The following is a 24896-nucleotide window of genomic DNA, read 5'->3' as shown; positions in this document are numbered from 1 at the left end:
GATTCCTAAGTAAAGGAGGGTTACCCTTGTTTTCATTTTGGCTGCATAACATGCTCAGCTATCCCGGATTTTGGGGGCTGCTGCTTGCAATGACCGCGCTGCTAACAGGCATCTATTTATGGTCGGCAACCGAAGTCAGACGCAACCGCGAACGGCGAATGCGGAGTATACGAGATACATTATACATAAGCACACCCTTGTTGGGACAACTTGCGGCAAAAGAAACCCATGGGTACATGTTCGACGAGCACTCTTCTCCCAATCTTTTGCAAGCGATGCTGTCATGCAAAGCGGCAGCCTGCTTGTCCATGCCATTGCAGGAGCAGATTCGGGACTGTACCCGACATCCCGAACCTGCACGCCTGTCTCTCGTGCACAAAGCGCTGGAGAGGGAAACCGGGGCCTTGTCCGACGAACTCGGACGCAATGAACTCCCGGCAGGTTGGGGACAGGGTGTCTGGAACGTGTTTCGTCCTGCCGCAGAACCAATCGCCTTTGCTGCCACGGCAGCGCTGTGCGCGGATTTCGTCTTCCGGCAGTCAGGGTTGCACCTGCCCTTTTGGGCAGCTTGGGACAATGCCTTGCCATGGATGCAATTCGTTTCGCTGTTGATCACGATATTGTATGGATACCTGCTCTGGTCCGGACCGCGCGGGAGCACGTCTGCTCCTCTGAGCAAGCTGTTGTCGCTTTCGATCGTGCTGGCTGCCCTGCTGCATTTGATCGGTTCCGCAGCTGCACCTTATGCCCTTGGCCTTCAGCTCCTCCTCATCGTTTCCGGCTTCGGCCTTACCAGGACCAGTTCCCGCAGCAATCGCCCCTATGCCGGGCATGACGGGATGGAAACGGCTCAAGCTGCCCACACGGATGGAGCGGACGGAGCAGACGGCCAGAGCTGACGATACGGCGGACTTTATCCTAAAATGGCACTTTCTCAAAACAACAAACGCAAAAGGAGAAGCCGTCTTAACGTGCTTCTCCTTTTGCGTTTCGATCCTGAATTATTATCCCTTCGTGCCTGCCTTGGGGCTCCGAAGAGCACGGGCAGAGCTGCTTCTCGCAGTGCTCCCGGATTTGGAGGCGCTGCCTGAAGACACATTTTCAAAACGCTTGCGTTCCGTCCGTTCCATCTGCACGATCTGGCCTTCATGCACAACGATATGCAGCGAGCCAAACTCCATGTCGTTCAATTGTCCGGCAATGCGGTCCAGCCATACCTCATCCACTTTTAACGGCTTAGCCATAGAGCCGCCTCCTCTTCCCGGGCCGTGCCCGCCATATTTCTTGCATCGAATGCTTCGCTTCCATGTACCCGTCTATAATTCATTCTTATCCAACCTATATACTTGGATTATACATTATCAGGGCTGTATTTTACTGTCAATTGGTTTTGGACTTAAAGTCAGAATGAAATTATCCACTGCTTGATTATCCCCATCAAATCCGGTTTAAGAGCATTATGGCATATCCGGATTACTTGGCATGTGCAGCCTTGTGCCCTAACCAGCTTTTGAGCAGCAGCGTGGCCAGCGCCAATATCAGCAGCAAAGAAGCAACCGCGAACGAAGCCGAGAACTGATACTCGTTGTACAGAATCTCGACATGCAGCGGCAGCGTGTTCGTCTGACCGCGAATATGTCCCGACACGACCGATACCGCGCCAAATTCGCCCATCGCCCTGGCATTGCACAGTATGATGCCGTACAGCAAACCCCACTTGATGTTGGGCAAGGTCACGCTCCAAAAAATGCGCCAGCCGGATGCACCCAGCGTAACTGCAGCCTCTTCCTCCCGCGTGCCCTGATCTTCCATTAAGGGAATCAGCTCTCTCGCCACAAACGGAAACGTGATGAACAGCGTAGCGATCACGATGCCGGGCAGGGCGAATATGATTTTGATGTCATGCTGCTCCAGCCACGGGCCGAACCAGCCGTTCGAGCCGAAGACGAGCACAAAGATCAAACCGCCCACAACGGGAGATATCGAAAACGGCAGGTCGATCAAGGTGATCAGCAGCCCTTTTCCCCGAAATTGAAATTTGGTGATCACCCATGCCGCCGCTACCCCGAAAATCGTGTTAAGCGGCACCGTAATGGCCGCCACGAGCAGGGTAAGCTTCAAGGCGGACAAGGCATCCGGCTCCGTAAGCGCGGCAATGTAGACCCCCCAGCCTTGCTTCAAAGCCTCCATCAGCACGATGACGAGCGGCAGCACTAGCAGCCACAGCAGCACAAGCGTTGCCAGTCCGATGAGCAGCCATTTCACCCAGGGCGCTTCGGACGTCGCCCTGTTCGTCCCGGATTGCTTTCCCGCCGGCCGCAGCGGAGTTAATGGTACGGAACCAGCCATATGCCTTCGCCCCCTTCCAACGGTATTTTTGATCGTTTCCATCCTTGAACGACAGGAGCTAAGCCCTGCCCGCCTTGCGGCTCCAGCGCTGCAGCGAATTGATGACGAGCAGCAGGACGAAGGAAACGAGCAACAATAACAGCGCAACCGCCGTCGCTCCCGCATAGTCGAACTGTTCCAGCTTTGCCATGATCAAGAGCGGCGCAATTTCCGTCTTCATCGGCATGTTGCCCGAAATGAATACGACCGACCCGTATTCCCCGATTCCCCGGGCAAACGCTAACGCAAAGCCGGTCAGCAGCGGCGGCACGAGGTCCGGCAGCAAGATGGCCCGAAATATGCGCCAGCGTCCCGCACCGAGCGTCGCTGCGGCTTCCTCCACCTCGGCCTCCAGTTCCTCCAGCACCGGCTGGACCGTGCGCACCACGAACGGGATGCCGATAAACATCAAGGCCAGCGTAATACCGGCCTGGGAATAGGCCAGTTTGATGCCGAGCGGCTCGAAGAACTGGCCTATCCAGCCATTCCCCGCATACAGCGCCGTAAGCGCAACGCCGGCCACTGCCGTCGGCAGGGCGAACGGCAGATCAATCACGGCATCGAACAGCCGCTTGCCGGGAAACTCGTAACGAACCAACACCCAGGCCAGCAGCAACCCCAGGAACAGATCGATCAAGGCTGCCGCGCCGGCCGTCAGAAAGCTGACTTTGAACGAAGCGAGCACCCGGGGATTGGTCGCGTTCTCCACAAGCGTTGACCAGGTCAATCCGGTCGAATTGAACAGCAAGGCCGCCAGCGGAATGAGAACAACCAGGCTCAGATAGAACACGCTATACCCCATCGTCAGCCCAAACCCCGGCAACGTGCGTCGCCGGGCTGCCATTACCTTGCTCATGAACCATCATCCTCTCTGCCTTCGGTCGGTAGGACCGGTTGGCTGCGTACACTTTAGGACAGACGGCCGTTCATGGCCGTCCTCCGCCTTGCCTTGGCTGCGTCCATTAGCTCCCCGGAACGTAGATCTGGTCGAAGATGCCCCCATCGTTGAAATGTTTGGCCTGCGTATCCCGCCATGTGCCGAATACATCCTTCAATGTGAACAGTTCCAGCTCCGGAAATTGATCCTTGAACTTTTCTTTTACGCTGTCCAGCGTCGGACGGTAATAGTTTTCGGCCGCGATCGTCTGCCCCTCTTCGCTATAGAGGTATTTCAAATAGGCGTCCGCGACTTCGCGAGTCCCTTTTTTGTCCGCATTTTTGTCAACGATCGCGACCGGCGGTTCAGCCAGGATACTGATTGAAGGCACCACGATATCGAATTTGTCCGGTCCCAGTTCCTTGACGGAGAGGAAGGCTTCATTCTCCCAAGCCAGAAGCACGTCGCCAATGCCGCGCTCCACAAATGTCGTCGTTGCCCCGCGCGCTCCGGAATCGAGCACCGGTGCGTGTTTGAACAACTCTGCCACGAACGCTTTCGCCTTTTCCTCATCATTGTTGTTCTGCTTCAGCGCATAACCCCAAGCTGCAAGGTAGTTCCAGCGCGCTCCGCCGGACGTCTTCGGATTCGGCGTAATGACCTCGACGCCATCCTTGATCAGGTCATCCCAATCCTTGATCCCTTTCGGGTTGCCTTTGCGCACCAGAAACACGATGGTGGACGTATATGGAGAGCTGTTGTGCTCGTATTTGTCCTGCCAGCCCGCATTGATCAGCCCTTTGTCCTCGATCGCATCAATATCGTAACCGAGCGCGAGCGTCACCACGTCTGCATCAAGCCCGTCGATGACGGAGCGGCTCTGTTTGCCCGAACCTCCGTGGGACTGCTTGATGGTCACTTCCTGACCTTTCTCTTGCAGCCAATGCGCCGCAAATGCCTTGTTGAACTGTTCGTACAGTTCCCTGGTCGGATCATAGGATACGTTCAGCAGCTCCACTGCCTTGGCTTTCCCGGAACCGCTCCCCTGTTCTCCCGAACTTTCCGCAGCACTTGATCCGCCGCTTCCGCTGCCTGATCCGCATGCAGCCAGCACCCCCGTCAACACCAAAGCAAGACCAACCAAAATGCTTCTCCGAACTCCCTTTTTCATCGCTCAACACTCCCCCTGAATGAATCTGCGTGACTGCATCGGCAGGCTGAACAGCGTATGACGTTCAACGAAAAATAGACGCAGGAACCCCATGCCCGATCCTCCTATGAAGTCCTGCCGCCGAATACGCGTGCAAGCTTCATCCAGGATGACGTGCTGTGGAGTTCCTCCGTCTGTACGGTGAGAACGTATGCTGTTCTAAACAATTATTCCTACCTGTTTAGTAAGTTATATGCCTATAATAAGGGCAGTCCCCAGGTCTGTCAAACGTTTTTTACGCAAAATTCCAATATTTTTCATGCGTAAAAAAACAAGCGGGGTACGGAACATATCCGTACCCCTAACCGCTTCAAACCTTCCGGGTCATGCCTCGTGATCGACCTTCACTGCCCGGCAAACCGGATATAAGGCATCGGAGGGGCACTCATGCCATCTCCCAGATAAAATCCGGTATGCGGCGGCTGGTTGTAGGCGACGTTTTGCCAGGCCACGCCCAGCCGGTAGACCGGATCGTGCATCAGCGTATAAATGCGCTTGTCCGTAACATCCGTTGTCGTATAGATGCGCAGCGCCGAGCTGTCATTCGTGCGCCAGACCACTTCCTCCCTCCAATCCCCCAGCAGGTCCGCCTGCAGGTTCGGCGTGGACTTCGTGCCATTGTTGGAGGAAACCCCCGACGCAGTCAACAAATTAACCGTTTGGCTGTTGGCATAGTCCCATTTGTCAATCCGGTTGCTATCCAGCAGCTCCCGCAGTAAGTCGCCGTCCCACCAAATTCCGAAATTCGTGGATGAAGGCAGCTTTGTCCCGATCTTCTGGCCTTGAGCCGTATAAAGCGCGCCGTCTGCCCATACTTCCACCCCGCGATATCTCGGGTCAATATCTGCAGCCATCCCCCTGCCAACATCCCTCGTTGTGGGAACCCCCCAGATCAACTGCCCTGTCCCTGCGTCACGGAACTCCACACCCGCGTTGGACGGGGTTTCGTGCACCTGGAATACCTCCAGTCCCGGCCGATCCGGGTCAAGATCGCTCAAATGCATCGCATCCCCGTGTTTCAGCCCTGTCGTATACAACCCGGCTCCGTTATGATCGACCGCCATGGCGCCGTAAACGATCTCGTCCTTGCCGTCTCCATCCACGTCGGCGACGCTCAAATTATGGTTGCCTTGTCCCGCATAACCCGAGTTGCCTGAAGCTTTGGAATCGAAGGTCCATTGTTTGGTCAATCGTCCATCCCGCCAATTGTACGCGACAAGTACCGTACGGGTGTAATATCCGCGTGCCATGACCAGGCTTGGCCGCTCTCCGTCCAAATACGCGATCGCCGCCAGGAAACGATCCACCCGGTTGCCGTAATTGTCTCCCCAGTCGGAAACGTTCCCGCGCGGAGGATCATAATTCACGGTGGACAGGGCCGCGCCCGTCTCCCCGTTGAACACGGTCAGGTACTCCGGTCCGGACAGCACGTAGCCATTCGAATTGCGATAATCCTTGCCCGCATCGCCGATGACCCTGCCGGCCCCGTCTTTCGTGCCATCGGCGGTTTTCATCGCCACCTCGGCCTTGCCGTCTCCGTCCAGATCATAGACCATGAATTGGGTATAATGGGCGCCTGCACGAATGTTTTTGCCCAGGCTGATGCGCCACAAATGCGTTCCGTTCAGCTTGTACGCATCGATGAACACCTCTCCGGTGTATCCGCTCTGGGAGTTGTCCTTCGAATTGGACGGGTCCCACTTGACGATCAGTTCGTACTCGCCGTCCCCATCCAGATCGCCCGCGCTTGCATCGTTGGCGCTGTACGTATAAGCAACCCCGTCCGGCGTCGTGCCTCCTGCCGGCACATTGAGCGGGACGGACAAATAATTGTTCCCCCATACACCCACAGGGGCCGATGCCGCCTGCTCTGCACCTCCAACGACGGCCCGGACCGTGTATGTGGAACTGCTTGTCCCGTTTGCATCCTGGAGATTGGTGCTGTTCGTAATCGGGGATGTGTTCACCTTCTTCCCGTCCCGGTACACGTTGAACGACACATTAGAACCTTCATTGCCGAAAAGCCTCCAGCTGACAAAGACGCCTTGGCCCGTTTTAACGGCCACGACGCCGCGATCCAGCAGCTCCATCTGGCGCGCCTCCGCCGCATGGGCCGCCTGCTGGCTGCCCAGTCCAAGCGTCGCCACCAGCAAGGCCGAGCTCAACATTAACAAACCCGCGTTTTGCCATGTTCGCTTCCAAGACCGACGATTCACCATATTCAACAGCCTCCCCCATGAATTTGGTAAGCCCGATGCCCGATAGCGCATATTTATGTAAGCGCTTTAATTATAACTTATATTACATTAAACATTTAATTCCATATATAGGACTAAAATAACATTTTTACTCATTTCATTTACACTGTTGACGACGCGGTCGTTCAACGTATAACGTCTGAGCCAACATGGCGTCGATCACCTCGATAAAGGTATAATGGAGTGACCCTTGTTTTCCAGAAAGGTGGCTTCCGAATTGAACCCTCAAATCGAGATATTATACGCACCGGCTTTGGAATTTATCGCCAGCTTGCATACGTATATCTGCCGAAAATCACATAAAAAAATCGATCTGTCCGCATCATGGGCCAAAGACGTTCAGGAACGACTGCCGACAGGACTGGCATCCGCTCTGAACGAGCTTAAGGTAGACGACGATTGGAACTGGATGCTGCTGCTTGCCTTTCTGTACGTGGACGCTTCAGAGAACGGATCAATTTCCGATCCACGTCATCAGAATGACCCTGAATCGTTTATTCGGTGGTTCGACATGATAGGAACCGACAGGTTAACGGAGCTGTTCCTGCGCTACAGCTACCCCTACCCGGAAGATGTGCAAGCCTTTCACTCCGCGATGACCCAAGTGTTGCAAGGCTGGAACGAACATTATTTCGCCTCTACCGATTCGCGGATCCATCCGGCCTTGCTGAAGGAAATGACCGCACGTCGGGAACAGCTGAATTTTCTCCCCCCCGATGAAGTGCTCGACGATGCAACCAATGGCATCATGTTCCGTCCACGGGAAGGATTGAGACGCATCGTACTGGTGCCACAGTTTCACTTTCAGCCTTTGAACATCATTCTGCAGTTGGACGATACCTTGGTATGCCATTATGCTGCACGCCTGTATTTCGGCAACGAAGAATATATGTCCACCCACGAACTTCGCGTCATCCGAAGCCTCGGCGAGAAAAATCGTCTCAGAATTTTACGTTTCCTGCATCAGGGGCCTCGAAGTTTCATCGAGATCGTTCGCCATTTGGGTCTTTCCAAAGGAATTACGCATGACCATATCTCCAAGCTTCGCGGAGCAGGGCTGATTTACTCCCACTTCGAGGGAGAGAACCTGATCGAGTATTCCATTCGTCGACGCGCGCTGGACAAGCTGATTCCCAGTGTTCACGAATACATCGAACGCGATTGAATTGTCCCCCCGGATTTCGGATTTGCACAAAAATATTCTCCTTCGCACTGTACAACATGCCGCATGGCAGGACTGCCGAAGAACTTGACTGTTCAATGATTTTCGGCCCTGATCATGCGGCATTTTAGCACGTTAAAGTGGTTAATTATGGTTAATCTATAAAAAAAATATTCCGGTTCTCTATTTACAGAACCAATCCGCATTTCTATAATAGGGCTTATCGCTCTCATACCTGACTAAGTTCATAGGAATTATAAAAATTTAAACATCCTCAGACAAGGTTCAGGAGAGAGGAAAAATCGAAGATTGCAATCAAGGGAGGATACTATGAAAACGAAGAAAGCTTCGATGTTGTCCACCATGTTTCTTAGCGGAGTGTTGTTGTTGTCCGCTTGCTCGGCAGGCAGCAGCTCCGGATCCGAAACAGCCGGCTCTTCCGGGAGTGCCGAAGGTTCGGCTGCCCAGACCCAATCCACTGCCGCCGTCGGCTTGGATGGACCTTATCAAGCCACCGATTTGAGCAAATTGCCGGCGTCTGCCAAGGAACGTACGGACACGATCATTGTGGCATTGACGGATCCGAGCGGCGCATTCACTCCTTATTTCCACCAGAGCGGTTATGACGGCAATGTTGCCTCACTGCTGTTTGCTTCGCTCGTCACCGTCGATCAACAAGGCTTGCCCGTGGCTGATCTGGCTGAAAGCTGGGACGTGTCGGACGATCAGCTGACCTATACGTTTCATCTTCGCCCTGACTCCAAATTCAGCGACGGTTCGCCCCTAACCTCGGAAGACGTAGCCTTTACCTGGACCATTCTGCACGATAAAGCTTATGACGGCGGATTTGATATCTTCTCGACTCACGTCAAAGGCGGGCAGGCCTATACGGACGGGAAAGCGGATCATATCGAGGGCATCAAAATCATTGATCCGCTAACGATCTCCGTTACGCTTGAGCAGCCCAACGCAACCGCTTTGTTGACACTTGGCTCGGAAGTGTTGTCCAAAGCCTACTACGGCAAAGAGTACAAATTCGGCCAACTCGACTACATCAAGCAGCTGCATGCCGCTCCAGTCGGCAACGGGCCGTACAAGTTGGATAAGTTCCTGCCCGGGCAGGAAGTGCGCTTCATTGCCAACGAGTATTACTACAAAGGTAAACCGAAAGCCGAGCGTTTTATTTACAAAACGTCCGAAGGGGATACCTGGCAATTCATCGAAACAGGCGAGATCGACTTTGCCGCGTTCACGGCCACCCAGGAGAACATCGATAAACTCAAATCGCTGCCATACCTGAATCTGCTGCCTTACACGCCAAGTACATACGGGTATTTGCAGTTGAATCTGGAACATGAACAGCTGAAAGAAAAAGAGGTCCGCCAAGCGATTACCTACGGGCTTGATCGGCAATCGATCTATGTCGATGCCAACCATGGAGCCGGTGCAGTAGCGAACATCCCGGCCTCCCCGATTTCGTGGTCCTATACGGAAGACGGCATCAATCCGTATGCCTATGATCCGGACAAAGCCAACCAGCTGCTGGATGAAGCGGGCTGGGTTCGCGGCGCGGACGGCATACGCGAAAAGAACGGCACCAAGCTGTCCTTGCACTTCCTCGGCACCAAAAGCCCGGCAACCGATGTTTTCATTGCCGTAGCCAAGGAAAACTTCGAAGCGATCGGCATCCAGTTCCAGCCGGAAGTATTCGCCGACTTCAACGCGCTCGTCTCCAAAGTGGAGGGCGGAGATTATGACATGGCCTCCTTCTCGACTCCCATGCTGACTGACCCTTCCGAAGGGGTTTATCAATTCGTGGATGGCGAAATCAAGGGATATGACAATCCCAAAGTCAAGGAATTGTACCAAAAAGGGCTCGCCACGACAGACATCGAGGAACGCAAACAAGTCTACAAAGAGCTCTACCAGCTTCTGAACGATGAACTCCCCGTTATTTTCACCAGCTATCGCAAAACGGTATATGCCTATAACGGGCGCATCGAAGGGTTATCCGTCAGCCCGTTCCGCGGGATCGCGACCAGCCTGCCGGAATGGAGCTTGAAATAAGCGGGTCGCGTGAAAAAATGTCCTTCTAACGTTAACCGACCATATGCAACGCCAAATCCGCGTCCCCTTCAGCCGTATCATCAAGACTGGAGGGGACGTGCCGATAAGGAGCTGATATTGCCATGAGCACATACGTCACCAAGCGATTGTCCTATATGATTCTCATTCTTCTGGCAGCGTCGGTACTGATCTTCAGCCTGTACGCACTGACGCCGGGGGATTTCATCTCCAGCAACATCAAGCTCAGCCCGGAGCGAAAGGCGGAGCTTCGGGAAATTTACGGTCTGGACAAACCCGTTCTGGACAGGTACTTGACCTGGATGGGCAATGCGATGCGGGGCGAATTCGGTTATTCGCTGGCACAGCAGAAGCCCGTGCTTACGCTGTTCAACGAATATATCTGGAACTCGTTCCTGCTCGCCGCAGTGTCTACCTTCTTCACCTGGATCATAGCCGTCATTGTCGGGGTCATCGCGGCCTACAAACAGTATTCATGGTTCGATACGCTGGTGATGGTCGCCATATTCGCAGCCATGTCGGTACCGTCCTTTTTTATCGGCCTGTTTCTGATCAAAATGCTGGCCGTCGATCTGAAATGGCTGCCGCCAGGGGGCATGATGACTACCGGAAGCAATGCGACGGGTATGGCTTACGTGCGGGAGGTCATTGAACATATGACACTCCCCGTCATTGTCATGACTTTGCTGGGTGTAGGGTCGTTAACCAGGTACTTCCGCAGCAACATGATCGAAGTTATCCGGCAGGACTACATACGCACCGCGCGGGCCAAAGGACTGAAGGAAAACAAGGTGCTGTATACCCATGCCCTAAGGAATGCGCTCCTTCCGGCCATCACGCTGGTAGGCTTCGAGCTGCCATCGCTGTTCGGCGGATCACTGATCATCGAACGAATCTTCAATTGGCCGGGCATCGGCCAGCTCTACATGCAGTCGTTTACGCTGCGGGACTATCCGTTGCTGATGGGTTTCACCATGTTCATCGCCATTCTGACCGTGATCGGGACGCTTTTGTCGGACGTGCTCTACCATGTTGCCGACCCGCGCGTCCGGCTGCAATAGGAGGTACACGCCATGTCATTCCCCCCTATTAGCGGTTCCCGTGCGAAAAGCGGGCAGCTCCGCCAAACGCTGGCACATGTCGAAGCCCCCCAAGCAGAGCCTGGACGGAAAGCACCCGGTTATGGCATCGAGCCCGGGCCGCAATCTCAGCCGAATTTGCCGCCGCAGTCACGCAAGTCTTCCCTGTGGCGGATCGCGATCCGGCGATTGTCCAAAAACAAATTGGCCATGGCCGGCTTGATCGTCGTTGTTCTGATGTTTCTCGCCTGCTTCCTTGGGCCGCTGTTCTCTCCCTACACCGATAACAAAATCAACATGGCGGCCATGAAACAGGCGCCTAGCTTGCGTCACTGGCTCGGCACAGACGCGCTGGGCAGGGACGTGCTTACACGCGTGCTCATGGCCGGGCGCATCTCCTTGACCGTGGGACTCGCCTCCATGGTATTGTCTGTATTCATCGGTGCCTTGCTCGGTGCCATCGCAGGTTATTACCGCGGCATCGTCGATCAAGTCATCATGCGCGTAGCCGACCTGCTGCTGACCATTCCGGGCCTGCCGCTGCTCTTCATCTTCGGAGCACTGCTCTCCGAATGGAAGGTGCCCCCGGAATCGCGAATGTACATCGTGATGCTTATGCTCAGTTTCGTCAACTGGCCCGGCATGGCCCGCATGATTCGCGGACAGATGCTGAGCCTGCGGGAGAGAGAATTCATGCAGGCAGCGGTAGTGCTTGGGCTGCGCGACCGACGCAAGCTGTTCCATCATTTGCTGCCAAATATCGTTCCACTGCTGATCGTTATGGCTACGCTTAGCATCGGCGGCTCGATTCTTAGCGAATCGGTCCTCAGCTTTTTCGGCTTGGGCGTTATGCCTCCGACACCAACGTGGGGGAACATGATCGATGCAGCCAACAACATGATCGATTTCCAGACGCACCCTTGGTTATGGATTCCTCCCGGGTTATCCATCTTCCTCACGGTCATTGCCATCAACATTTTCGGCGACGGCCTGCGCGACGTCCTGGATCCAAAACAGAAAAGGTAGGTGATTGCTGCGATGGCCGGCATTTTGGAAATTGACCGCCTGGAAACGAAATTCCAGACGGAAGAAGGTCTTATTACCGCCGTCAACGGTGTAAGCCTTAGCGTACGCGAAGGCGAAACGGTATGCATCGTCGGAGAATCGGGATGTGGGAAAAGCGTCACCGCCATGTCCGTCATGGGGCTGGTCGACGAGCAGACAGGGCGCGTTACGCATGGCGAGATTCGTTTCTGCGGCAAAGATTTGCTGCGTGAGAGCAAGGCATCCCTTCGTCATATCCGCGGAAATGACATCTCCATGATTTTTCAGGAACCGATGTCTTCGTTGAATCCTGTGCTGAAAATCGGGCAGCAGCTTATGGAACCACTCAGGGTCCATCTGAAGCTGACGCGGGCGGAGGCCCGTGCACGTGCCATCGAGTTAATCCGGCAGGTAGGGATCTCGCGGCCCGAACAGATTGCCGACAGCTATCCCCATGAGCTTAGCGGCGGCATGCTTCAGCGAATCATGATCGCCATGGCGGTCTCCTGCGGTCCCAAGCTATTGATTGCGGATGAGCCTACGACGGCGCTGGACGTAACTATCCAGGCACAAATTCTTGATATGCTCCGTACCATCAAATCCGAAACGGGCATGTCCATCCTGATGATCACCCACGATCTTGGAGTCGTTGCCGAGATGGCGGATTACGTGGTCGTCATGTATGCAGGCCAGGTGGTGGAAGAGGGAGAAGTCGTACAGCTGTTCGAAAATCCCAAGCATCCTTATACTCAGGGACTGCTCCGTTCGAAGCCCATTCTGAATCAGCGGCACGAGGAACTGTACTCGATTCCTGGTCAAGTTCCGGACCCGCTTTCCCTAACGGACTCCTGTCATTTCCATGATCGTTGCGGGCAGTGCATGCCCATCTGCCGGGAGCGCCCGCCGCGGCTGCGGGACGTGGGCCAAGGACAAAAAGCATCCTGCTGGCTCTATGAGGAGGTAAATGCCCATGAGTGAGCCTCTGTTGGAAGTAAAACGCCTGAAGACGTATTTTCCGATCAAAAAAGGGCTGCTGAACCGCACGACCGGATACGTCAAAGCGGTGGACGACGTCAGCATTACGATCCGATCGGGCGAAACCTTCGGCCTGGTTGGCGAATCCGGCAGCGGCAAAAGCACGGTTGGACGCACGATCGTTCGGCTGACGGATAAAACCGACGGACAGGTTCTGTTCAAGGGGGCAGACCTTCACGCCTTGTCTCCTCAAGACATCCGGCGGATTCGGCCCCGGCTGCAATTGATATTTCAAGATCCATACAGCTCCTTGAATCCCCGAATACGCATTGGGGACGCTATCGGAGAAGCGCTGCTCGACCACGGACTGAGCGATGCCGGCAATGTACGCGACCAGGTTAAGGAAATATTGGAGGCATGCGGCCTTTCCGTCGCCCACATCGACCGCTTTCCGCATGAATTTTCGGGCGGTCAACGACAGCGGATCGGCATTGCGAGAGCTTTGGTACTGAATCCCGACCTGATCATTGCCGACGAGCCGGTATCCGCGCTGGACGTTTCGATCCAGGCGCAAATCATCAATTTGTTCAAACGGCAGCAGCAACAACGGGGCCTTTCCTACCTGTTCATCTCCCATGACTTGAGCGTCGTCGAACATCTCTGCAACCGCATCGGCGTGATGTACCTGGGTTCCATGGTGGAAACGGCGAGCCGGGACGAGCTGTTTCGCAACCCGCTTCATCCATATACCAAAGCCTTGCTGTCGGCAGTGCCCCTGCCGATTCCCAAGCTCAAAAGGGAACGCATCGTGCTGCAAGGAGACATCCCCAGTCCGGTCAACCCGCCGGCTGGCTGCAAATTCCATACCCGCTGCCCGTGGGCACAGGAAGTTTGCTCGCAGCAAGTGCCCGAGTACCGAAAAGCCGGCAGCGATCACTGGGTAGCCTGCCATTTGGTATAGGCCTCCTCATCGACTTGTTTCGTGCGATGGTCAAGGGCGCTTCGAGGGTCCGATCCATTGAACTCCCACCGCAGCGCAGATTCCGAAAAAGGCCGCTTAATCATGCTCTATGCATGATTAAGCGGCCTTTCTTCAATCCAAATGCACCCGAACAGCATAACATGTTCTGCAATCCATTCCATTCGCGCCTGTTCTGTTCATGTCAAGGTTCACGTCAAACGACGGGCACGATGCACACCGGGCGCGGTATCTCCAGCTTGAACCCGTTATGGGTCAACCTTCCGTCCTCCTCATCCATTCGGAAGCCTACAATGCTGTCGGTATCCTGATTGGCCACGAGCAGAATGCCTCCGGGCAAAAGGTTGAAGTTTCGCGGCGTCCGGCCGATCGTGGATGTCCATTGCGCTGCTTCCAGCTTTCCGGTTTCCTGGTCGATGTGATAGAGCACGATGCTGTCGTCGCCGCGATTGGACGCGTACAGGAATCGTCCGCATGCCGATACGCGAATATCGGCTGCCGTTCCCGTGCCGTCATGCCCTTCAGGCAGTGTGGAGACATGTTGGATGACCGTAAATTCTCCCCTGCGAAGGTCGTACAAATACGCGGAAACCGTGTTGTTCAGTTCATTGACGGCATATGCCCACTTTTCGCTCGGATGGAACACAAGATGCCTTGGACCTGAACCAGGCGGCTGCTTGAGCTCGCGGTGGGTAACAAGGCGTCCCTCCTCATCCAGCCGATAGACGATCATTTGATCCAATCCCAGATCGCACACCACGGCGTATTGGCCAGACGGGTCAGGCTGGATGGAATGCGCATGCGGGCCTTCCTGACGCTCTTTGCTCTCCCCGCTGCCGACATGCTGCACCATTGCGCTCATTTCATCCAGCGTACCTTGATCCCCGACCGGAAACACGTTGACGCTGCCGCTTCCGTAATTGGAGGTCAGGACCCATCGACCATCGCGAGTGACCGACACGTAACAAGGGGACGATCCTTCCGTACGTTTGCGATCCATCAAATGAAGCTCGCTCGTCGCCGGGTCGCGGCGGTACACGAACAATTCGCCCTCCTCCGTTTCACTCGCCGCATACAGGCAATCGGCCTTCGGGCAGAGCGCCAGATACGAAGGGTTGTCCACGCCTTGCATCCAGTTGACCACTCTCATTTCGCCCGTGTCATTATTCAAGGCGCACAGGTAGATTCCCGGCTGATCGGCAGAAGCATACGTCCCTACATAAAATAACGTCTCATTGTGGATTGACTGTTCCATCGCGTACCCTCTCCTTGTCTGTCTTTTATCTAAAAACATCTGATCTCTATCCCCCGACGAATCCCATAACTTATGTCTGTCCATTAAAAGTCCACCGGCAATCATGGCTGTTATGTATTTACCCATCCCAGGTCCATATGCTTCATCCTGATCGATTTTCATCCCCGCTTCATGCCCATGATAACGCGATCGGTTTGGGGATTGACTCCGCCGCCGCGCCATTACCATAATACAAGTATGAAACCATATGACAAACTTCTCGCCATGCGCAAATCGGACGGATTTCACCTGCAAAAGCTGATCGTTCTGCCTGACCCGCTGCTGCAAGAAGCCTCCGGCCATCCCATTACCGCCGGACTGCACGTGACCGATATCGGGTATTTCCACAAGGCAGAGCACCATTACCGCAATCGTCCTGCCGGTTGCCCTTCCCATATCATCATGTATTGTGCCGAGGGCACAGGATGGTATTCCGTCGGTGGGAGCGAGCGGCATGAGGTGAATGCAGGCAATCTGGTTGTTCTCCCTGCCAACATGGCTCACGTGTACGGGGCGCATGCGTCCGAACCTTGGAGCATCTACTGGGTTCACTTGCGCGGCACCCTGTCGAACAATTACATCGAGCCGTTGTTGAACGAAGGCGTGACCGCCATGGCTCCCGCCAAAACGCAAAAATGGCTTGAACTTTTTCACGAATGTTACGGTACATTGGAGACCGGTTACTCGATGCAAACGATGATGTATGCCTCCCAGATCGCCGGATACATGCTCGGCATGCTCGCATACGGCTCCGGGACAGATCATGAGTCAATGAGCAGCAAACGGGCAGCCGAGAAATCGGTGCAATACATGCTCCAGCATCTCGAAGGCGCGGTCAGTCTCAAGGAACTAGCGGCTCAAGCCCGCCTGTCCGTCCCTCATTATTCGCAATTGTTCAAGCAGGCGACCGGTTACTCGCCCATCGACTATTATTTGCGGCTCAAAATCCAGCATTCCTGCCGCTACCTTGATTTTACCGATTGGACGGTCAAACAGATCAGCTCGGAGCTCGGGTTCAAGGACCCCTACTACTTTTCCCGTCTATTCAGCAAAATGATGGGCCGTTCGCCTACCGAATATCGCAACAAATCGAAAGGATAAATGGCAGCAACCTTTTGAATCCAAGGTTCGTCTAAAGGGGCAAATAGCTTTTAGTTAAAGGGATATCCCCTGGAAAAGAGAGGCGAACCTCAATGAAAAAGAACATTTTAGCCACAGTTGCCGCTGGAGCACTGCTTACCATTTCGCTGGGCGCCGGTCCGATTCATGCCGATCAGGCCAAATTCACCGATATTCAGGGTCTCGCCGGAGCGGACAAGATCGAATCGCTGCATCAGGACGGCCGGATCAAGGGCATCACCGATTCCCTGTTCAAACCAGGGCAGCAGCTCACCACCGCTCAAGGCATACAACTTATTGCGGATGGACTGGACCTCAATCTCGATGCCATCCGTTTCGTCAAACAGCCGCTGCCAAGCGACAGGTTCTCGAAGGTGCTCGACGGGGTATGGTATAGCGACGCTTTTATCCGCGCCCAATATAATGGAATCCAGCTTGAAGCCGACATCGATCCGTCCCAGCCGCTGACGCGCGAGCAGTTCACCATGTTCCTGATGCAAGGCATCGAGAGCAAAGGTGCTCTCCCCATGATCAAAATCAATCCGCTCGACGTTGCTGACGAAGATGAGATTACGCCAAGTTATCAGGGAGCCATCCAGCGTTCCCTCGTATTCAAAATCAATACCCTTGACGAGAACGGCAAGTTCAATCCCAAACAAACGGTCACCCGCGCCGAAGCCGCGGTCATGATGTACAACTCGATCAAACACATGGAGAGCTTCCATGCGCCTCAAATTCCGGAAATGCCGGAAAAATAACGAGGCAAAGCGATGCTTTAATCGATCCATGATACGTGGACAACGCGTCCCGACAAAAGCAATCAAAAAAACGCAAACAAAACGCAAACAACCGCAATTCCATTAACGGACTTGCGGTTTGTTTGCGTATCAAGGGTTATATACGTCTCTTGAATTAGAACGATCCTTTGACAACAACCTCGGACAACGGCAGACGACCCGAAGGACGCGCAGGCTGCGCAGCCTTGCCGATCGTGATCAGCATGTTCGGCACATAACGCGCAGGGATGTTGAACGTTTCAATCAGTTGTTTCGGGTTGTATCCCCCCATCGGGCAGGAATCGTATCCAAGTGCTCGCGCTGCCAGCATGATGTTCTGGGAAGCGAGGGAAGCGTTGCGGATCGCTTCTTCGCGAGCGGTTTGGGGGTTTTCATAGGCTCTGTTGATTTGCCCGACAAGCGCGTCGCGAACCTCGGAAGAAAGGGCTCCCGCCTCTACCGCTTGATCGTAAATGACGGCATTGCGGTTAGCTTCCAAATCTCCCAATACGGCAATCGTCACGGAGCTGTCCGTAATTTGCGACTGGCCATAAGCGATAGGCAGCAATTTTTCTTTATCGGCCTCGGATTCGATCACCAGGAACTTCCAATGCTGAAGGTTCCAGGAGGACGGCGCTTCGCTCGCTGCCGTCAGAATGGCATTCAGGTCGGCTTCCGGCATAACGAAGCCTTTTTCATACTTTTTAACGGCGTGACGCTCGCTGATCACGCGAAGTGTTTCGTTGTTTTCAATGCTGGACATGCAGTTTCCACTCCCCATAAATTGTTATTTAGGTTTGCTTCTTTTTTAAGTTCGCAAGGCACCGGGAATGCACCCGGATAGTTTACCCGCCCTCCGAAAATAACATCAGCGCAGACGATCTCCATCTGTGTTCACGTTATGCCCGGAATGCCCGGGTTTCGTAGTACCAGAGTCCCGGCCGGATCATATCATAAGCGGGTAATCCGTTCTGATTCGCCGATGCGCCGCTTAACGTCCTCAATCGAAATGCCGTCAAAATAAATGCTTAGCGCATTCTCCCCGCCATCATAGATGGAACCCATGACTTCCCGCATATTGGAGGATACGATACATGGCGAATCCAGCTCTCCCGAGCACCAGCTTGGACCGAGCGAACCGCCCGCAACCAGCCTGTACAACTCGCCAAGCTTGATCTCCTTGCTGGCCCGGCTAAGGATATACCCCCCATGTGCGCCTTCCTTCGTTGTCAGATAGCCATGCTTGCGCAGCACGCTTAACACCTTGCGCACTCTCGCCGGATGAGTGCCGACGCTCTGCGACAAGTCTTCGCTATTGGCCATGCACTCAGCCTTCATGGACAGAAAGACGAGACAGTGGACAGCAATCGTAAACTCACTGTTCATTTTTTTTACTCCTCTCCCGGCAGCAAACTCCGGTGAACTTCAGCCCCAAGGCAAGTACAACTGTCATTATAGGAATGACAGTTAAGGTTGTCAACTTTGGCCATTTCTGTCCCCGATCGGGTCCGAAAACAAAAAAAGCGAGCCGATCGCTTCGCGAAGGGCTCCAATAAGATAGACATATGAAAGGGCTTACGAGACTATTATAATCGGTAATCCATATTTTGAAAACGCTTTTTTCGCAAAATAATCCTTCCTTTTATTTTTGTCGAAAGTTCCCGTTGCAAAAACTAATCACATTAGTTATATTACTAATATCATTAATTTTCGAGGAGGAATGCTCCATGCGCATGACCCGTGAACATCATGTCATCCAGGTTTCGTTTCTGCCCCGTCTCTTTCCCGTCAACGTATATCTTGTGGAAGAAGAGGACGGCTTAACATTAATTGATGCAGGCATGCCCTTCAGTTACAAAGGGATTCTGAAGGCGGCCGGATCATTAGGCAAACCGATTACCCGCATCATTCTGACCCACGCCCATGGCGACCATGTAGGCGCACTCGATCGCCTGCACGAGGCCCTGCCGGATGCCGAAGTGTGCATCTCTTCTCGCGATGCCTTGCTGCTGAAGGGCGACGCCTCCCTGCTGCCTCACGAGCCCCAGACCCCTGTCCGCGGCAGCGTGCCGAAAGGCATCCGCACCCGTCCGGACCGGGTGCTGGAAGATGGCGACCGCATCGGCTCCCTGGTCGCCATCGCCACACCAGGCCATACGCCGGGGCATATGGCCTTCATGGATACGCGCAGCCGCGTGCTGATCGCCGGCGACGCGTACCAGTCGCGCGGCGGCCTGGCCGTGTCCGGCCGCCTGCGCCCGCTCTTCCCGTTCCCCGCGCTTGCGACCTGGAACGGGGAACTGGCCCTGGCCAGCGCGAAGCGGCTGGCCGAGCTGGAACCGTCCGTGCTCGCCGTAGGCCACGGACGGATGCTGCGCCAGCCCGCGGCGGCGATGCGGGCAGCCGCGGCTGACGCCGAGCAGCGGCTGCGCCCTGCCGGGGGGCGCGTATGAGCCCCCGGCAAGGACTGGATCGCGGCGCATTGCTGAACGCCGCGATCCAGCTCGCCGACAGCGACGGCTTCCAGGCGCTGACGCTGGCCGCCCTGGCCCAGCGGCTGGGCGTGCGCTCCCCGTCGCTGTACAATCACATCAGCGGTCTTCCGGGGCTTCGCCAGGAATTGGCGCTGATGTCCGTGCAGCAGCTCGGCCACGCCCTAACGCTCGCTGCCGCTGGCCGTTCCGGCGGCGAGGCCATCCAGGCCATCGCTGCAGCCTACACTGCCTTTGTCCGTGAGCACCCGGGGCTGTATGAAGCCTCCTTCCATGCGCCGGACCGGGACGAACCGCAGCTTGCTGCCGCGAGCAGTGCCACCCTGGATCTGCTGCTGCGAACCCTGCAGCCTTATCCATTGACCAAGGCCGAGGCCTTGCATGCCGTGCGCGGCTTGCGCAGCCTGTGCCATGGCTTTGCCTCCATCGGCGCCCAAGGCGGATTTGCCATGGATTTCGATCCTGGCGAGAGCCTTCGCCTCACCGTGGCAGCATTCCTGCACGGGCTGCAGCACATGGGTAAGATGCAATAGCTTCAAGCACGCAGTCCATGATGCATGATCGGAAACATCCGAACGGCCCGCTTCCGGCAATCAATAGCCTAAGCGGGCCGTTCTTTTTGTCCCTTTGGACCGAAATCGGCTTTTCCCGGTCTATCACGTTTTCCACATTCATACCCTTCTTCTAAGGATTCACTCTTCGTTATCCTCATACTAAGGCTGCGACCCGACCGCGCGTTCCGCTTCCCGCAAGATCGTTTTCATCATGGGCACGTATGCCTTCCAATACATGACGTCAGGCACGCCCTTCCGGTTCGGAGTCAGCCAGTTCCTGATGACGTCCCAGCCTTTGATTCTGCGCCAAAACGAATAGTTGTTCAGCTCGTCAAACGAACCGGCCATATAGTATGTCCGTACGTTGTCGTCATGCCGGATCACGGCCGGGAATTCCAAAGGAATGCGGGCATCCTGCAGCTTTTGGCGCCCGGCATCCGTCAATCCCGTCCTGAACCAGGCCTTCACCGCGTCTTTCGAATCCGGCTCTACAATATCGAACCAGTTGTCGTAGTGAATCCGTTCATCAATGCCGCTCCAATTCGTTCCCTCCTGGGTAAAAGCAAGCCCGCTATCCTCGGTTCGCATATCTGTTCCGTGGCACAATACAACGATCGATCCGTCCTCGTGCATAAGCAGCAGACCCGATCCGGAATACGGCCATTTCGCCCGCGTCTCGGCTTCGTAACGTTTCATCACTTGCTCCGGCACTTCATCCGAGCTTTGCAAATGCGATATGTATTTCCCCCGCCAACCGCTGCTCCTTACATGCATCAGCTCGTAAAACTGCTTTTGGGCCGCCGGGGATAACGTATTTGACAAAGTTCCATACTCGGCAACGACCAGAACTCCTCTGGACGCCGCCTCACGGATTTTGCCGATATCCTGCTCCGTGATTCCTTCCCGTGTACTCGATTCGTTTAAACCCGTACTCCCTTGTCGGTTCAAAGAAGATGTTACATAAATGATATCCGTATCGGTCATGATGTCTTCGGGCAACCGCCGGCTCACGGACGGTGAATAGGTCGTTGCCCGGTCCGCATCATTTTCGTCGTACATATATCGTTCCCCGTTCTTTCGGACGATTTTTTGCTGATTGAGCAACCAGATCAAACCTTTATGTTCCGGATTGGGAGACTCTGATGCCCCTTTGTCGATAATCAGGACTTCAAGCGGAGTTGATGCCTCGGATTGCCACCAAATCCAGGGGATGGCCAGTACGATCGAGAAGGTTGTCAAAGAAGCCATCATCCATACGGATGACCTGTGAGTTCTTTTCATGCTGCGTCTTCCTCCATATTCGTGTCAAAGTCTCACCAAGGTCTGCACGTTTTCATGATCTGCGCGTTTGCTCTCTTGCTGCTGTGCCCGGAACGAAAGTTATTCCTCCATCGCCGAATAAACGGTACCGCTTTGGTTGAAAATAAATGCAAATTTTGTAATTCCTCGATTTGAAGTATTCGATAAATGACACACTTAGCATTCTATCGGCTTTATCTCTTTGTGATATAATAGAAATCATAGATTCAAGCAACTTTTTTGCAGATCCGCTGGGCGGGTCCAACTATTCTTCCGGAAAGAGGGATATTTCCGTGGCTCAGATCAGTCCGTTATATCTTCAAATCGGCGCAACCGTCGGTATGCTTGTCATGGCACTGCTCGCTATCTTCATTCGCATGAAGGCAAGCCACAGGCCGGTAACCATTCGTAAAATTTTGATTCCCCCGCTCGGCATGAGCACCGGGTTCCTTATGTTTGTCGTGCCCGAGACGCATGTTCCGTGGTTGTGGGCATTGATCGCCTTGCTCGTCGGCTGGTTCATCTTTTCATACCCGCTCATACGGAGCACCAAGTTCGAACGGATTAACGGCGAGATTTTCGCCACTCGTTCGCGCAGCTTTGTTTTTATTTTGCTCGGCCTGCTCGCCGTGCGTCTTATTCTTCATGAAGTCATCCAGCGTTACGTCACCATACCGCAGACGGGCGGACTTTTTTTCCTGCTGGCTTTCGGCATGATCGTGCGCTGGCGCGTATATATGTATAAACATTATCAGGAAGTCATTGCCTCGGATGCGGCAACCCGGTAAACCGACAAAAGACACGTCTTTCGCGCTGCATTGGCGAATGACGTGTCTTTTGTCATAGGTCACGATTTCGGCTCTTCCCGACTTCATCGCTATTCGGGATCCGCGACCTTAACGAGCTGTTTGCCGAGATTGTCGCCCGTAAACAATCCGATGAACGCTTCCGGCGTACGTTCAAACCCTTCGACAATGTTTTCCTCATGCCGAATAAGCCCATCAGCAAGCCATTTGGCCAATTTGGCTCTTCCTTCCTTGAAGGATTTGGCATAATCGCCCAGCAAAAAACCTTTCATCATAGCCGTATTGGTCAGAAGCAATGTCTGCGGGCGCATGCCAACGTCGGGCTGCTTCAGATTATAGGCCGAAATTTGCCCGCACAACGGAATCCGCGCATTCCGGTTGATATGGCGGAGTACCGCATCGGAAATGTCGCCTCCCACATTGTCGAAATAAACATCGACACCTTCCGGGCAAGCGCGTTCGACCGCTGCCGACATATCCTGCTCCCGTCTGTAATTCAGCACCTCGTCGAATCCGAGTTGTTCCTTCAAATACGCGCATTTTTCGTCCTTACCCGCGATCCCCACGACGCGCGCCCCTTTGATTTTTGCGATCTGTCCTGCGACCATGCCGACCGCTCCGGCTGCGCCGGAAATGACGACCGTTTCGCCGTCTTGCGGCTTGCCGATATCTTCAAGCCCGAAATACGCGGTCAGTCCGGTCAGACCCAGCACGCCTAGATACGCCGTGATCGGTGCCTCTCCCGGCTCGATCAGGGAAATATCGGCCGTGTTTACCGCAGCGAATCGCTGCCATCCCCACATCCCGGTCACAAGATCTCCCTTGCGCAGGTTCGGTTCCGACGAATCAACCACCTGACCGATGACTCCACCTTTGATGACCTCATCCAGCGCGTAAGGGGGCGCATAAGACTTGGCATCCTTCATGCGGCCGCGCATATATGGATCAACGGACAAATATAACGTGCGAACCAGCACCTGTCCGGCTTCAGGCTGCGGCAGGGGAGACCGGATAAATCGAAAATTGTCCCTGGTCGGCTCACCTTCTGGACGCGATGCCAGCACAATCTGTTCATTTTCGGACAACTGAATGACCTCCTTGCTGTCAGTAGACCGTACCGGCCTTTGTGGCCAGGGCTATCCTGGCCCTGGCAAATTATGTTCCTGACTCCTTAACAGTTTAAACCGAAACAGGCGGATCACAAACGTGTCCGCCCGACTTTCGCCAAATATCGTGGTTTTGAATGTGCAATCTATTATTGAGCCGTCAGAATAATTGGACCGTCAGCCGTAATGGCGATGGTATGCTCGTATTGCGCCGAAAGGCTTCCATCCTGCGTGCGCGCTGTCCAACCGTCGGAATCCAGCTTGCTGCGATAGGTTCCGATGTTCAACATCGGCTCGATGGTAATCACCATGCCTTCTTTGAGACGCGGCCCGCGATGCGGTGGTCCGTAATGAGGCACCTGCGGTTCCTCATGCATTTTCTCGCCGATGCCATGCCCAACGAATTCGCGCACGACGGAAAGTCCTTCGCCTTCGGCATATACCTGGATTGCATGGGAGATGTCTCCGATGCGGTTGCCGACTACGGCCATTTCAATGCCTTTGTACAGGGATTCCTTGGTGACGTCCAGCAAATGCCGGGCTTCCGGGCTTACCTGCCCAACCGCATAAGACCAAGCCGAGTCGGCCAGCCAACCGTTCAGATTGACAACCATGTCAATCGTGACGATATCTCCGTCCTTCAGCACGTATTTTCCCGGAAAACCGTGACAGATCACATCATTGACGGACGCGCATGTGGCAAATTGATAACCGTTGTATCCTTTCTGCTCAGGCGTTGCCCCATTTTTCTTCATAAAAGCTTCGGCAAACTGATCGATTTCCTGGGTCGTGATTCCCGGACGAATCATCTTGGCGATTTCTCTATGGCATGCAGCCAGAATCTCTCCGGCCTTTTTCATATTCCCGATCTGTTCATTCGTCTTCAACGTAATCATGATAACTTCTCCTTGTCCGTAATTAATCTGTTCTTTCCTCTATTCTACTCTCGAAACGCTCAAAAACAAAAAAATCCGCAACATCATCAACAATCTATTATACGATATCCCGTCAATGCAATGAATACACTTTTCTGAAAACATTGGATCCATCCGCATCCCGCAAAGACGAATCGTGCTAAAAAAAACGAAACCGCCCCCGTCGAAGCAACGTATATTCGCATATACGGCCGAAGACGAAAGGAGGGGAAACTGATGCTCAGAAAAATGTTAGGCAAGCTTCTCGATTCCAAATCTTCTTCCCACCGCAGACATTATGGCAGCTCCTCGGGAAAACGCGTCTACAGGCGCTACAGCAGTTCTTCCGGGAAGCATGCATACCGGCGTTATTCTTCGTCGGACATGAAGCACCGGGACAGCCGCCACGGCTCCAGCTATTACAAAAGCAGAAAATATAGTTCCAGTTAATATACAGCGTTCATCGGATATGTATGCGA

24 protein-coding genes are annotated in these 24896 nt (G+C 54.3%); 13 read left to right on the top strand and 11 right to left on the bottom strand.

The window, feature by feature from the left end; genetic code table 11:
* Window positions 1-26 precede the first annotated feature (26 nt).
* Window positions 27-899 (top strand): hypothetical protein, encoded by an 873-nt coding sequence (locus MKY59_RS02560; protein WP_339275827.1) that lies wholly within the window; start codon window positions 27-29, stop codon window positions 897-899.
* A 105-nt stretch (window positions 900-1004) separates the two neighbouring features.
* Here the strand turns inward: MKY59_RS02560 and MKY59_RS02555 are convergent, their stop codons facing one another.
* The 5 genes from MKY59_RS02555 to MKY59_RS02535 all read right to left on the bottom strand — a co-directional run bounded on the left by MKY59_RS02555 (window position 1005) and on the right by MKY59_RS02535 (window position 6565).
* Window positions 1005-1244, bottom strand: coding sequence for a YezD family protein (locus tag MKY59_RS02555; protein ID WP_236417564.1), 240 nt, complete (start codon window positions 1242-1244; stop codon window positions 1005-1007).
* A gap of 229 nt (window positions 1245-1473) precedes the next feature.
* Window positions 1474-2349, bottom strand: coding sequence for a sulfate ABC transporter permease subunit CysW (gene cysW, locus MKY59_RS02550; protein ID WP_236417565.1), 876 nt, complete (start codon window positions 2347-2349; stop codon window positions 1474-1476).
* Window positions 2350-2407: 58 nt separating this feature from the next.
* Window positions 2408-3244 carry a sulfate ABC transporter permease subunit CysT gene (cysT, locus tag MKY59_RS02545; protein ID WP_339275824.1) on the bottom strand — a complete coding sequence of 279 codons (837 nt, stop codon included), beginning with the start codon at window positions 3242-3244 and terminating at the stop codon, window positions 2408-2410.
* A 106-nt stretch (window positions 3245-3350) separates the two neighbouring features.
* Window positions 3351-4436 carry a sulfate ABC transporter substrate-binding protein gene (locus MKY59_RS02540; RefSeq protein ID WP_236417567.1) on the bottom strand — a complete coding sequence of 362 codons (1086 nt, stop codon included), beginning with the start codon at window positions 4434-4436 and terminating at the stop codon, window positions 3351-3353.
* Window positions 4437-4819: 383 nt separating this feature from the next.
* Window positions 4820-6565: a rhamnogalacturonan lyase gene (locus tag MKY59_RS02535; protein WP_339278310.1), complete on the bottom strand. Its 1746-nt coding sequence runs from the start codon at window positions 6563-6565 to the stop codon at window positions 4820-4822.
* 385 nt (window positions 6566-6950) lie between these two features.
* Between MKY59_RS02535 and MKY59_RS02530 the strand changes: the two genes are divergently transcribed.
* From MKY59_RS02530 to MKY59_RS02505, 6 genes are all read left to right on the top strand, one after another.
* Window positions 6951-7898 carry a winged helix-turn-helix domain-containing protein gene (locus tag MKY59_RS02530; RefSeq protein WP_339275822.1) on the top strand — a complete coding sequence of 316 codons (948 nt, stop codon included), beginning with the start codon at window positions 6951-6953 and terminating at the stop codon, window positions 7896-7898.
* A gap of 327 nt (window positions 7899-8225) precedes the next feature.
* Window positions 8226-9962, top strand: a complete 1737-nt coding sequence (locus MKY59_RS02525) for an ABC transporter substrate-binding protein (RefSeq protein WP_339275820.1) — start codon at window positions 8226-8228, stop codon at window positions 9960-9962.
* A gap of 122 nt (window positions 9963-10084) precedes the next feature.
* On the top strand, window positions 10085-11041 hold the full coding sequence (locus MKY59_RS02520) for an ABC transporter permease (RefSeq protein WP_236417570.1): 957 nt from the start codon (window positions 10085-10087) through the stop codon (window positions 11039-11041).
* 12 nt (window positions 11042-11053) lie between these two features.
* Complete coding sequence (gene opp4C / locus MKY59_RS02515; RefSeq protein ID WP_339275817.1) at window positions 11054-12085, top strand: oligopeptide ABC transporter permease; 1032 nt, start codon at window positions 11054-11056, stop codon at window positions 12083-12085.
* Window positions 12086-12097: 12 nt separating this feature from the next.
* Window positions 12098-13081, top strand: coding sequence for an ABC transporter ATP-binding protein (locus MKY59_RS02510; RefSeq protein ID WP_236417572.1), 984 nt, complete (start codon window positions 12098-12100; stop codon window positions 13079-13081).
* The gene (locus MKY59_RS02505; RefSeq protein WP_339275816.1) at window positions 13074-14039 is read left to right on the top strand and encodes an ABC transporter ATP-binding protein; all 966 of its coding nucleotides are present in this window, start codon (window positions 13074-13076) and stop codon (window positions 14037-14039) included. The genes MKY59_RS02510 and MKY59_RS02505 overlap by 8 nt, the downstream gene beginning before the upstream one ends.
* A 214-nt stretch (window positions 14040-14253) precedes the next feature.
* Here MKY59_RS02505 and MKY59_RS02500 read toward each other — a convergent pair whose 3' ends face one another.
* Window positions 14254-15312: a lactonase family protein gene (locus tag MKY59_RS02500; RefSeq protein ID WP_339275814.1), complete on the bottom strand. Its 1059-nt coding sequence runs from the start codon at window positions 15310-15312 to the stop codon at window positions 14254-14256.
* Between the two features lie 237 nt (window positions 15313-15549).
* Between MKY59_RS02500 and MKY59_RS02495 the strand changes: the two genes are divergently transcribed.
* Both MKY59_RS02495 and MKY59_RS02490 read left to right on the top strand, forming a co-directional pair.
* Entirely contained in the window at window positions 15550-16452 is a 903-nt protein-coding gene (locus tag MKY59_RS02495) for an AraC family transcriptional regulator (protein WP_339275812.1), read from the top strand.
* A 92-nt stretch (window positions 16453-16544) separates the two neighbouring features.
* Window positions 16545-17228, top strand: coding sequence for an S-layer homology domain-containing protein (locus tag MKY59_RS02490; protein WP_339275810.1), 684 nt, complete (start codon window positions 16545-16547; stop codon window positions 17226-17228).
* Window positions 17229-17382: 154 nt separating this feature from the next.
* On the opposite strand, the gene MKY59_RS02485 is transcribed toward MKY59_RS02490, so the two are convergent.
* Both MKY59_RS02485 and MKY59_RS02480 read right to left on the bottom strand, forming a co-directional pair.
* Window positions 17383-18009: a nitroreductase family protein gene (locus MKY59_RS02485; RefSeq protein WP_236417577.1), complete on the bottom strand. Its 627-nt coding sequence runs from the start codon at window positions 18007-18009 to the stop codon at window positions 17383-17385.
* Between the two features lie 188 nt (window positions 18010-18197).
* Window positions 18198-18632: an Rrf2 family transcriptional regulator gene (locus tag MKY59_RS02480; protein ID WP_236417578.1), complete on the bottom strand. Its 435-nt coding sequence runs from the start codon at window positions 18630-18632 to the stop codon at window positions 18198-18200.
* Window positions 18633-18973: 341 nt separating this feature from the next.
* On the opposite strand from MKY59_RS02480, the gene MKY59_RS02475 reads away from it, so the two are divergent.
* Window positions 18974-19699 (top strand): MBL fold metallo-hydrolase, encoded by a 726-nt coding sequence (locus tag MKY59_RS02475; protein WP_339275806.1) that lies wholly within the window; start codon window positions 18974-18976, stop codon window positions 19697-19699.
* Window positions 19696-20271 (top strand): WHG domain-containing protein, encoded by a 576-nt coding sequence (locus tag MKY59_RS02470; protein WP_339275805.1) that lies wholly within the window; start codon window positions 19696-19698, stop codon window positions 20269-20271. The genes MKY59_RS02475 and MKY59_RS02470 overlap by 4 nt, the downstream gene beginning before the upstream one ends.
* Window positions 20272-20451: 180 nt before the next feature.
* Here MKY59_RS02470 and MKY59_RS02465 read toward each other — a convergent pair whose 3' ends face one another.
* A complete protein-coding gene (locus MKY59_RS02465; RefSeq protein WP_339275803.1) occupies window positions 20452-21573 on the bottom strand; it encodes a hypothetical protein in 1122 nt (373 codons plus the stop codon).
* Between the two features lie 311 nt (window positions 21574-21884).
* Here MKY59_RS02465 and MKY59_RS02460 point away from each other — a divergent pair, with 311 nt between their 5' ends.
* On the top strand, window positions 21885-22379 hold the full coding sequence (locus MKY59_RS02460; RefSeq protein WP_236417582.1) for a cytochrome c biogenesis protein CcdC: 495 nt from the start codon (window positions 21885-21887) through the stop codon (window positions 22377-22379).
* Between the two features lie 89 nt (window positions 22380-22468).
* On the opposite strand, the gene MKY59_RS02455 is transcribed toward MKY59_RS02460, so the two are convergent.
* Window positions 22469-23482 (bottom strand): NADP-dependent oxidoreductase, encoded by a 1014-nt coding sequence (locus MKY59_RS02455; protein ID WP_339275801.1) that lies wholly within the window; start codon window positions 23480-23482, stop codon window positions 22469-22471.
* Window positions 23483-23652: 170 nt separating this feature from the next.
* Complete coding sequence (gene map, locus MKY59_RS02450; RefSeq protein ID WP_236417584.1) at window positions 23653-24399, bottom strand: type I methionyl aminopeptidase; 747 nt, start codon at window positions 24397-24399, stop codon at window positions 23653-23655.
* Window positions 24400-24654: 255 nt separating this feature from the next.
* Between map and MKY59_RS02445 the strand changes: the two genes are divergently transcribed.
* Window positions 24655-24867, top strand: a complete 213-nt coding sequence (locus tag MKY59_RS02445) for a hypothetical protein (protein WP_236417585.1) — start codon at window positions 24655-24657, stop codon at window positions 24865-24867.
* Window positions 24868-24896 lie beyond the last annotated feature (29 nt).

This window comes from Paenibacillus sp. FSL W8-0426, assembly GCF_037969725.1.
GTDB lineage: Bacteria > Bacillota > Bacilli > Paenibacillales > Paenibacillaceae > Paenibacillus > Paenibacillus hubeiensis.
This window is presented reverse-complemented; position numbering and strand designations above follow the sequence as displayed.